11 protein-coding genes and 1 pseudogene are annotated in these 10,016 nt (G+C 63.3%); 2 read left to right on the plus strand and 10 right to left on the minus strand.

What is annotated here, in order from left to right:
- Positions 1-379: 379 nt before the first annotated feature.
- Positions 380-724, minus strand: a pseudogene (locus OEW28_RS11715) (RraA family protein); the annotation flags it as partial.
- Positions 706-1,227, minus strand: coding sequence for a substrate-binding domain-containing protein (locus OEW28_RS11720; RefSeq protein ID WP_318527539.1), 522 nt, complete (start codon positions 1,225-1,227; stop codon positions 706-708). The gene OEW28_RS11720 and the pseudogene OEW28_RS11715, both read right to left, overlap by 19 nt.
- An 11-nt stretch (positions 1,228-1,238) precedes the next feature.
- On the opposite strand from OEW28_RS11720, the gene OEW28_RS11725 reads away from it, so the two are divergent.
- A complete protein-coding gene (locus OEW28_RS11725) occupies positions 1,239-2,105 on the plus strand; it encodes an amidohydrolase family protein (protein WP_263734939.1) in 867 nt (288 codons plus the stop codon).
- Positions 2,102-2,302 carry a thioesterase family protein gene (locus tag OEW28_RS11730; RefSeq protein ID WP_263734940.1) on the plus strand — a complete coding sequence of 67 codons (201 nt, stop codon included), beginning with the start codon at positions 2,102-2,104 and terminating at the stop codon, positions 2,300-2,302. Before OEW28_RS11725 ends, OEW28_RS11730 begins: the two co-directional genes overlap by 4 nt.
- An 11-nt stretch (positions 2,303-2,313) precedes the next feature.
- Here the strand turns inward: OEW28_RS11730 and pyk are convergent, their stop codons facing one another.
- From pyk to OEW28_RS11770, 8 genes are all read right to left on the minus strand, one after another.
- The gene (gene pyk / locus OEW28_RS11735; protein ID WP_263734941.1) at positions 2,314-3,726 is read right to left on the minus strand and encodes a pyruvate kinase; all 1,413 of its coding nucleotides are present in this window, start codon (positions 3,724-3,726) and stop codon (positions 2,314-2,316) included.
- A gap of 172 nt (positions 3,727-3,898) precedes the next feature.
- Entirely contained in the window at positions 3,899-5,173 is a 1,275-nt protein-coding gene (locus tag OEW28_RS11740; protein WP_263734942.1) for a TRAP transporter large permease, read from the minus strand.
- A gap of 4 nt (positions 5,174-5,177) precedes the next feature.
- Positions 5,178-5,684 carry a TRAP transporter small permease gene (locus OEW28_RS11745; protein ID WP_263734943.1) on the minus strand — a complete coding sequence of 169 codons (507 nt, stop codon included), beginning with the start codon at positions 5,682-5,684 and terminating at the stop codon, positions 5,178-5,180.
- A 53-nt stretch (positions 5,685-5,737) separates the two neighbouring features.
- Complete coding sequence (locus OEW28_RS11750; RefSeq protein WP_263734944.1) at positions 5,738-6,706, minus strand: TRAP transporter substrate-binding protein; 969 nt, start codon at positions 6,704-6,706, stop codon at positions 5,738-5,740.
- Positions 6,707-6,733: 27 nt separating this feature from the next.
- Positions 6,734-7,576, minus strand: a complete 843-nt coding sequence (locus OEW28_RS11755; RefSeq protein ID WP_263734945.1) for a shikimate dehydrogenase family protein — start codon at positions 7,574-7,576, stop codon at positions 6,734-6,736.
- A complete protein-coding gene (locus OEW28_RS11760; RefSeq protein WP_263734946.1) occupies positions 7,576-8,346 on the minus strand; it encodes a 3-ketoacyl-ACP reductase in 771 nt (256 codons plus the stop codon). Before OEW28_RS11760 ends, OEW28_RS11755 begins: the two co-directional genes overlap by 1 nt.
- A 69-nt stretch (positions 8,347-8,415) precedes the next feature.
- A complete protein-coding gene (locus OEW28_RS11765) occupies positions 8,416-9,417 on the minus strand; it encodes a LacI family DNA-binding transcriptional regulator (protein WP_263734947.1) in 1,002 nt (333 codons plus the stop codon).
- Positions 9,418-9,786: 369 nt separating this feature from the next.
- A partial coding sequence (locus tag OEW28_RS11770; RefSeq protein ID WP_263734948.1) for an electron transfer flavoprotein subunit alpha/FixB family protein occupies positions 9,787-10,016 on the minus strand: 230 nt, incomplete at its 5' end.

The following is a 10,016-nucleotide window of genomic DNA, read 5'->3' on the forward strand; positions in this document are numbered from 1 at the left end:
TGGTTCGGCAACTGGGGTTTCCAAGTGTTTACTGATGATGGAACCGGTGGCCAACGAGGTGGCGGGCCCGCTCTAAGAGCGATCCAAGACAATGACACCGCGGTGGGTATCTCGGGACACATAACCAACCTGGCAGATTGTGCCACGCTCAATCCTCGCGACCACCTCACCGCTTTTGGCTGCTGATCCCCCCGTCGTAAAGCCCGGCCATCAGGGACTCGAGCGACCTGAAATCCGCAGGATCTATCGAGGGTTCCGGCATTGTCAGAGTTTGCGCATCAGATCGAAACCGCGCAACAGAAAGGCCGCTGGGCCAGTAGGTGGGCCAGTAGGTGGGCCAGGCGGCCGCCCATTGGGGGGCAAGCCCCCTTGCGATCTGGGTTCGGGCCCGTTCGAAAGCTTGCCAGGCCGCTTCGAAGGTCACGAAATCGAAGTCTCCCCTCCGCGCCGGCTCCCGGACGATGTGTTCCGTTTCAAGCAGTTTGCGAATGGCGTTTTCAAGATGCGCCACATGGCGTTGCGGGATCACAAGGGCCCCATGACGGTCCGCGTGCACCAGGTCGCCATCCTCGATCCGCAGCCCGAAAACCGACACCGGCGTCCCCACTTCGCGAACATGCACGAAGGCGTGGCTTGGCCCGATCGAACCGGCGATCTCGGGAAAGCCCTCCGGCAAGTCACCGAGATCGCGCATCACGCCGTTGGTCAGCGCGCCGGGCAGACCATGCGCTCGACCGGCTGGCGCAGGGTGGTCAGGTCATAGGCCCCCCAGCTGGCCAGCGGCACGTCGTCGAACCCCACGACGGAGATGTCATGGCCGGGTCGCAGCCCCGCCTCGCGGATCGCGTCGATCACCGCAAAGGCCATGTGATCGTTGCCGACAAAGATCGCGTCCGGCCTTTCGGCGTTGCCGAGAAGCTTCCGGGCGCATTCCATCGCGACCTCGCGCTTGTACATGCCATCGACTATGGCAAACGGGCTTTGACCTGCCGCCTTAAGGACCTCGAGGAATCCCGCCTGCCGGTCCCGGCCCGTCGAGCTTCCTTGCCAGCCTGCGATATGGGCGATCCGCTCATGACCGCCTGCAACAAGGAATTCGGCCACCTTGCGCCCGCCCAGCCGGTTGGCCGAGGTGACGTTGGAGACCTCGACGTCGTCCTGGCTGCGGTTGAAAAGGACCACGGGAATACCAAGGTCCTTTGCCCGCGACTTCCTGGCCGAGGCCACCGGAGCCGCAGATGCGGATTGACGCCCATCACCACCTTTGGGACCTGTCCGCGGTGCGCTACCCGTGGCTCATGGCAAAGGGCGCCCGGCGTTTCTTTGGCGACCCTGCTCCGATCCAAAGGGATTATCTGATCGACGAGTTCCGGCGCGACGCGCGCGGTTTCGGGGCGTCAGTCCACATCCAGGTCGGCGCCGAACACGGCTGGGCCGAGGCGACATGGGTGCAGGCCGTCGCCGAGGCGAACCCGGACTGGCCGCTTGCGCAGGTCGTGTTCTGCGATCTGACGGCGCCGGACCTGTCCCGGCAGCTCGACCGGTACCAGACCCTGCCATCTGTGCGCGGCGTCCGCCAGATCGTCGGCCGCGCGCCGGGCGAGGATGCGCGGACCGGCACCAACGCGCTGCTCGACGATCCACGGTTCGCGGCAGGACTTCGGGCGGTCGGCGAACGGGGCCTGTCGTTCGACCTTCAGCTGATCCCTGAACTTTACGAACGCATGGCGCGCGTGCTGGACGCCGCGCCGGGCACCGCGATCGCACTTTGCCATGCAGGCTCGCCGCACGACCGAAGTCCGGCGGGACTTCGGGACTGGGCTTCGCGCCTGCGACTCCTGTCGGATCGGCCGCAGATCACCTGCAAGCTGTCCGGACTGGGCATGTTCGATCACGAATGGACCAGCGAAAGCGTTCGCCCGATCGTCGAGACCTGCCTTGAGCAGTTCGGGCCGGACCGGTGCATGTTCGGGTCGAACTTCCCCGTGGATTCTCTCTATTCGGACTACGCCCATGTCGTCGCCGCCTACGAAAGCCTTGTGCCAGAGGCCGCGACATTCTCTGTCTTCCACGACACCGCAGCGAGGTTCTACGCCCTGCCATGACCCGGACTTTTCACTATCGAACCTCCGTTCGGCCAGAATGGATCGACTACAACGGACACATGCAGGATGCATACTACGGGCTGGTCTTCAGCCATGCCGTCGACGCCTTTCAGGACGAGGTTGGGTTTGACGCCGCGTACCGAAAGGCGACCGGCTGCACGACCTATTATCCACTGAAGGTGAGGCGTCCCCCGTGAGTTCCCATTTCTTACTTGTAACTGGCGATACGGATATTGTTCGTGTTGCCGGGTTGTCCGAATGGAACTCCGGCCAGGATGACAAGCCGGTCGCCCACGGCACAGTTGATGAGCTTCGCACTCTCCTCCCGTGCCATCGAGATCATGCTGTCGTAGTCGAGCACGGTGTTCTCCAACACGGAGCGCGCACCCCAAACCAAGGCCATCCGCCTGGAGACGTGGGCGTCGCGGGTAACGACGATGAGGGGAAGCATCGGGCGCCGTGCCGCGACGCGCGCGGCCGTTGCGCCGCTCATTGAATATGCGACGATACAGCGCGCATCCAAAGAGCCGCCCAGCGTGGCGCCGGTATCAGCGATTGCATCTGCCGGTCCCTGAGGCGCTTCGCGAGACGAAGCGATGGTCCGGGCATAGAAGTCATGGGATTCCGTGCGATGGATTATGCGGTCCATGACCTCAACGGCCTCACAGGGGAAGGCACCCGTGGCGCTTTCGGCGGACAGCATGACGGCATCGGCTCCATCATAGACCGCCGTGGCGACGTCCGAGGCTTCGGCACGCGTCGGCGCCGGCGACGCGGTCATGGATTCGAGCATCTGCGTCGCCACGATCACCGGGCGGCTTTCACGCCGGCAGAGCGCTATGATCTCTTTCTGTCGGGCCGGCACATCCTCGGGCGGAATCTCTACACCCAGGTCCCCTCGGGCGATCATGATCGCATCAGACTTTCGAACGATTGCGTCGATCTCGGATAGAGCCGACGGCTTTTCAATCTTCGCCACGAGGCCAGCGCGGCCCGCGATCAGCGACAGGATTTCATCGAGGTCACGCGCCTTCTGCACGAAAGATAGCGCCACCCAGTCTACTCCCTGCGAGAGGCCAAACTCGAGATCTGCTCGGTCCTTCTCGGTTAGAACCGGCAGATCCAGCACGGTGTCAGGCAGGTTCACCCCCTTGCGGTCACTGACCTTCCCGCCCTCCAGGACTTCTGCCTCGAGCCTGTCATCGCGGCGCTCGACAATCTTGAGCCTGACCCTTCCGTCGTCGATGAAGACCCGGTGACCGGGTTCGATCGCGGCGAAGACCTCGGGGTGCGGCAGTGGCAGCACGGTGATTTCATCGTCGCGCTCCGTAAGAGTGAAGCTGACTCGCTCGTACCGATCCAGCATTCGGCAACCGTCGCCGAGGCGACCGAGCCGGATTTTCGGCCCTTGGAGATCTTGTAGAATCCCGATGGGAACACCCACCTCCGCTTCAAGCGACCGGATCGCCTTGATGACGGCTGAATGGCCAGCATGATCTCCGTGGCTGAAGTTCAGCCGGAAGGTGTCCACGCCCTTGTTGAAGAGACTGCGAAGCATGAAGGGTGCGGCACTGGCCGGTCCCACGGTCGCGACGATCTTTGCCCGTCGATTGCGGATCATTCAGGTATCCTTCTTGGGTGCCGAGTGGCTGGTCAGGGGTTCTGTCGCAAAGATCCGCGACGAGAGGAAAGAAGTCTTGTTTGCTTATATTTATGCGTCATCACACCACGATCCATTCGCCCGGTGACGCCCATCTAACGCCACGGTTTGCGACAGAACCCCATCCTCCTCGTCAACGCGCGATCAGCAGTGACGGTAGGTAGGTGACGATCTGCGGTACGGCGACCATCATCGCGAGCAACGCCAGCAAGACGGAGAAAAACGGCAAGGTTGCCCAGAACACGCGCTCGATCGGCAGGCGCGAAACCATGGCCACCCCGTAAAGCGCCACCCCGACCGGCGGGGTAATCAGGCCAATCACGCAGACGATGCAGAACAACACGCCCAGATGCAGCGGATCGATGCCGTAAGCCGAAACCAGCGGCGAAATCGCGGGGACCAGCATCAGGATGATCGGGGTCGCGTCCATGAAGAAACCCAGGAACAGCACAAGCAAGAGGATCAAGATCATCACCAGCAGCGGGCTCGACGTGAACGAGGTCATCGTCTGCGCCAGCAACATCGGCACCTGCTCGCGCGCGATCACCCAGGCATCCAGCCCGGACACCGAGACCACCACCATCAGCGCGCCGACCGCCGTCCCGGTTCCGACCAAGGCGCGGTAGAACGATACGAACTGAAGCTTGCCGTAGACCAGGCCCAGGAAGATGACGTAGACGACCGCGACGACGCTAGCCTCCGTCGGGGTGAAAACGCCCGAAAATATCCCCCCGATCACGACGATCGGGGTGAGCAGGACCAGCGCCGCGCTAAGCCCCGTGCGCCAGACCTGGGCGAAGCTGAACGCATTGCCCTTCGGATAGCCGCGGCGCCAGCTTAGGAAGGTGACCATCGCCATCATGGACAGGGCCATCAGCAGACCGGGCCCGATGCCGCCAATGAACATCTTGCCGATCGAGACATCCGCCGTCGCCCCGTAGATAATCATGATAATCGAAGGCGGGATAACGGGCGCAAGCGTCGCCGAGCCGAGCGTCACCGCCGCCGCAAAGGAGGGGTCGTAGCCACGCTCGCGCATGGCCTTGACGGTAATCGTGCCCACGCCGACCGCATCGGCCGCAGCAGACCCCGACATCGCGGAAAAGATCATCGAGGCGAGCACGGCTACGTAACCAAGGCCGCCGCGAATATGGCCGATCACAGCCTGAGCGAAATCGAAGATACGCTTGGTCGCGCCGTACATGTTCATCAGTCGCCCAGCCAGAAGGAACATGGGCACGGCGAGCAGAATGGATTCGTTGACGGTGCCCAGCATCCGCTGCGGCGCCAGGCCAAGCGGGATGCCCTTGAGGCTCAGATACGCCAGCGCAGGGGCGCCGAGCGCGACGAAAATGGGCGCGCGCAGCATCAGGAGGACGAAGATTGCTGCAAGAATGTAGACGATCATGGCCCTACTCCTCGTAGGCTTCGTCGGAATGATTGTCGCCCACATGCCTGTTGCGAAGTGGGAACGAGGCGGCGTGGATCGCCATCAGCGCCATGCCAACCGGCAGGGCGATGGTCTGTGCGGCAACCGAAATGCCCATCACCGGCAGGATCTGCCCCGCCCCATTCAGCGTGGTTTGAAACCCGATCCAGGCCAGGGTAGCTGCAAATGCGACCGAGAGCGCGTCGACGGCCCAGCCCACGATCTGCCTCGGGCTGGCTGGAAGCGCGTTGTAGACGAGATCGACAATGAAGTGCTGCGAGACCCGCATCGCCCGCGCCGCTCCGATGAACACCAGCCAGGCGAACAACAGGCGCGCTGCCTCTTCCGTGAAGTCGAGCGGCTGGTCCAACACGAAGCGGAACAGCACCTGCAGCGCAAGCATGACGATCAGGACAGCCATGGCCGCGAAGATCACGACCCCTTCCAATCGGTAAAGCTGCTCATCCAGCCAAAGGAAACGTTCACGCATGGGGGACCTCCGGGGAAACGGGCCGCCGGGGAGCAGGGCGGCCCGCCGACGTGTCACTGGGTGTCGCGAATACGCTGAACCAGATCGACGCCGAACTGGTCTGCGTACTTGTCAGCGACCGGCTTGACCATCTCTACAAAGGCCTGACGGTCAGGCTCGATGACGGTGACGCCCTGTTCTTTCAGCCAAGCGATGTCGCTTTCGAAGTTCGTCGCGAAAAGCTCGCGCTGCATCGCCGTGGCCTCGGCAAAGGCCGCGTCGAATTCAGCGCGCTGCTCTGTCGTCAGTTGCGCCAGCGCATCCTTGTTGGCGATCACCGGCTTGAAGAGGAAGAAGTGCCCGGTCAGACTATAATAGGGCGCCTGTTCGAAGAACTTCACGTTGCGATAGCCCGAGCTGTCGTTCTCGGCGCCGTCGATCGCACCGGTCGCAAGCGCCGTGTAGACCTCGCCATAGGGCATCGGCGTCGCGAGCGCACCGAGGCCGTTGAAGGTGTCGATATAGACGGGGCTGCCGATCACGCGGATCTTCTGACCCGCCAGGTCGGCTGGCGTGTTAACCGGCATCTCGCGGGTAAAGACGTGACGCATGCCCGCGCTCCACCAGCCGAGAACCTCGACATTGGCCTCGGCTTCGATCTTGGCGTTGATCTCCTCACCGATCGGCCCATCGACCACAGCCCAGGGGTGATGGCCTGCGTCACGGAACAGGAATGGGATGTCATAGACCCCGGCCGCGGGCGCAAACGCCGACAGATTGGCATTGGCCACCGTCGTCATGCTGATTGCGCCCAACTGAACCTGCTCGATCGCGTCCTTTTCGCCACCGATCTGCCCCTGTGGAAAGATCGTCAGAGTGATACCGGTCGTCCCCTCCGACAGCTTCTTGGTGAGGAAATCGAACGCCGTGTTCGACGGCTCGCCCGGTGGGTTCACATGGGCTGCGGTCAATTCGGTGGCCGACGCGGCCCCCGCACAGACAGTCTGCGCCAGAAGCAAGACCGTCGCAAATCTGGATCTCATGTTCATGAATCTTTCCTCCTGTTCAGTTCAAGGATTGCTTGGCGACGGGTGATCCGTGCGCCCCTTAGAAAGGCCAAGAAACGCCATAACCGCACGCGCCTGTCCGTTAAGCGTCTCGATTCCGGCCAAGGTCTTGCAACCGCGCGCGCGCGCCGCGGCGAGCAGCGGCGTTTCGAGCGGTGACATGATCATCTCGGCAAGAACCTGGTCACGGCGCAGAAGCGAGGGATCAAAGGGCGTGCCGCCGATTCCGTTCATTCCGACCGGCGAAGCATTCACGACGATGTCCGCGCCCGACAGGTCCAGCCCCACGTTGAAGCGGCCGTGGGGAAGCGCCCGCGCAAGCCGGTCTGCAAGTAGCTCGGCCTTCGCCGTAATAGCGTCAGCCAGCCGGATCGGCCCGGCCCCGGCTTGTGCCAGAGCGAAGGCGACCGCAGAGCCTGCGCCGCCGCTGCCGACGATCTGGACGCTACGCCCATGCGGGTCCACGCCCGCCTTGCGGAGGCCATATACCAAGCCATCACCGTCCTTGATGTCGGCACTCCAGCGGCCGTCGGGGCCTATCCGGACCAGGTTCGCGGCCCCGACGAGACGTGCGGCCTCGCTGGCCTCATCGACGAAATCCAGCACCGCCGGTTTGTGCGGCACCGTTACGACCAGGCCCGCAAGGTTGGCGATCTCGCGGAACCCCCGCATCGCCGAGGAGAACCCCCCTGGAGGGATGTCCATCGGCACGAAAAGCGTGTCGCAGTTTTCCTGCGCGGCCAGCGCACTGAACAGGGCGGGCGAGCGCGCCTGAACGATTGGATGACCGATCACGGGCACCAGCCGCGTCGCGCCCCCGACGGTGATTTGTGGCCCCTGGGTCATCAGAAGCGCTCCATCGACAGACCGCCATCGACCGCAATGACGGAGCCGGTCACATAAGGCAGATCACCGCTTGCGACGCTGCCGACCACGCGGGCCACGTCCTTGGGCTGGCCCACCCGTGGCTCCAGCGCGAGGCCTTCCTCCACGATGCGTCTGCGATAAGCATCGACCACAGAGGCGGAAAGATCCGTCTCGATCACGCCCGGCCGGACGTCGACGACCTGGATGCCCTCGGGCGACAGCCGCTGCGCGAAGAGCTTGGCGACCATCGCCGCCCCCGCCTTCGAGACGCAGTAGTCCCCCTTGTTGGGCGAGGCCGCGATGGCGTTCGCAGAGCTGATCAGCGTGATGGACCGGTGCGTCCCATCGGCATTTGGTCGACCCAGAAGGCGCTTGGCGAACGTTTGCAACAGGAAGAACGGACCGATCGTGTTGGCCACGAGGCAGTGACTCAGCCCGTCCGGGGTGACCTCCAGCAGATCTGCACGGCGCATCGGCCCCGCGCCCGCATTTGCCACGAGCGTTGTCAGCGGCCCCAGCTGCGCTTCCGCCGCATCGAGCAGGATCGGCACAAGCTCCGGATCCGACACATCGCCGGGAACCGGAACCGCGCGCCCAACCGTCCGTTCGATCTCGGCCACGGTCGCATCCATCGCCGCGGTCTCGGTCCGCCCGTTGACGGCCACAGCAAAGCCACGGCGGCCCAGCTCAAGCGCTATGGCCCTCCCGATACCCCGGCTTGCGCCCGAGACGAATGCAATTCCAGACATCTGACCCTCCGTTGATTACTCGTGTAATCAACGGTACGGGATTCGGTCAACCGATTTGTAACCGTATAGTTACTTTTTTCGATGCGTCGTTCCCCGGATGATGAGCTTCGGCGCGATCAGCGGCAGGTCGCCCTCAGTCACCGTCTGTTGAAGCCGTGCCACCAGCCGTCGCCCCGCTTCCCGGCCGATCGCGTCCATGTCGACATCCACCGTCGTCAGAGGCGGATCGCAAAGCCCGCCAATCTGCAAGTTGTCGAAGCCCGCCAGGCCAACCGTCGCGCCCGGCACCCGATCGAGCGCGCGCAGCGCCCGCAGGCAGCCGAGCGCAACAAGATCGTTATGCGCGATCACGGCGTCGATCCCCTCGCCCGCATCGCATAACTGGGAAATGGCGTCATAGCCAAAGGTGTCCGTCAACGGCCCGGGACAGACCCGCATCGTGCACCCCTCCGCGATCAGGACCTCCTTGATGCCCTGCACCCGCCGCTCGAAGGACGTTGTATCTCGAAAGCCGCCGATGATCGCGAACCTTCTGTAGCCCACCGCTACCATGTGCCCCGCCACCATCGCGCCGGCCGCGACGTCGTCGAGCGCCACGAGCGGCAGACCGCTACCCTCGATATCGCGGACGTAGAGTACGACGGGTATCCTCCGCGCCAGCGCCGTGTTCATGTCCGCAAGCGTGGTGCCCGCACAGGGGTTGACGATCAGACCGGCGACGCCGTTTCCGACAAGCTCTTCGATGATTTGCGCCTGCCGCCCCGGATCGTCCTTAGTCTGGCCAAGAACGGTCACATAGCCCGCCTTGGACAGCTCGGCCTCGATATGCGAGATGACGGTGCCATAGAAGGGGTTGGCGATATCAGTCACCATGACGCCGACCAGCCGCGATTGACCCGTGCGCAACGCGACAGCATTCCGGTCGCGGACATATCCGAGGGCAGTGATCGCCGCTTCGACGCGCGCACGCGTCGCGTCGGAAACCCGTCCCTTGCCGTTGATGACATTCGAAACCGTCGCCCGCGAAAGACCAAGGGATTTCGCGATCTCTCTGGTGTTGGTTGATTTCATACGCCGCAGATTTCTTGCTTGGGCTCGCGCGGTAAAGAATATGGAACCGTCGGGAAAACGCAATTTTCAGTTTTCTCAGCCGTTGTGCCAATTCGACGGGAAATGATGCCGGATCAGCAGTTTCACCTGCGGCGGCGCATCAACATGCCGCAAGCTCCAAGTCGCAACTCAGAACCAATCAGCGCGGCCGGGGACGGCACACCTGACGGGATGGCACGGTATCACTGCCTTCTTTTGTGCCACGTGCGCTCACACCTTGAACGCATTCGCACGAGACGGCATCAGGCCTTGGCTCGGCATTGAGGTTCTCGTGGGAAAAACCGCGGTCCGCGAAAGCGTCCCTGAGCGGACGGTCCTGTCATCGTCTATCTATAACAGCTTTTCGGTCAGTTCCGGGACGGCGGTGAAGAGGTCTGCGACGAGGCCGTAGTCGGCGACCTGGAAGATCGGCGCCTCTTCGTCTTTGTTGATCGCGACGATGACCTTGCTGTCCTTCATGCCCGCCAGGTGCTGGATCGCGCCCGAGATGCCGACGGCCACGTACAGCTGCGGCGCCACGACCTTGCCGGTCTGGCCGACCTGCCAGTCGTTCGGCGCGA

Origin of the sequence: Albidovulum marisflavi, assembly GCF_025751435.1 — a bacterium.
Taxonomy (GTDB): Bacteria; Pseudomonadota; Alphaproteobacteria; order Rhodobacterales; family Rhodobacteraceae; genus Albidovulum; species Albidovulum marisflavi.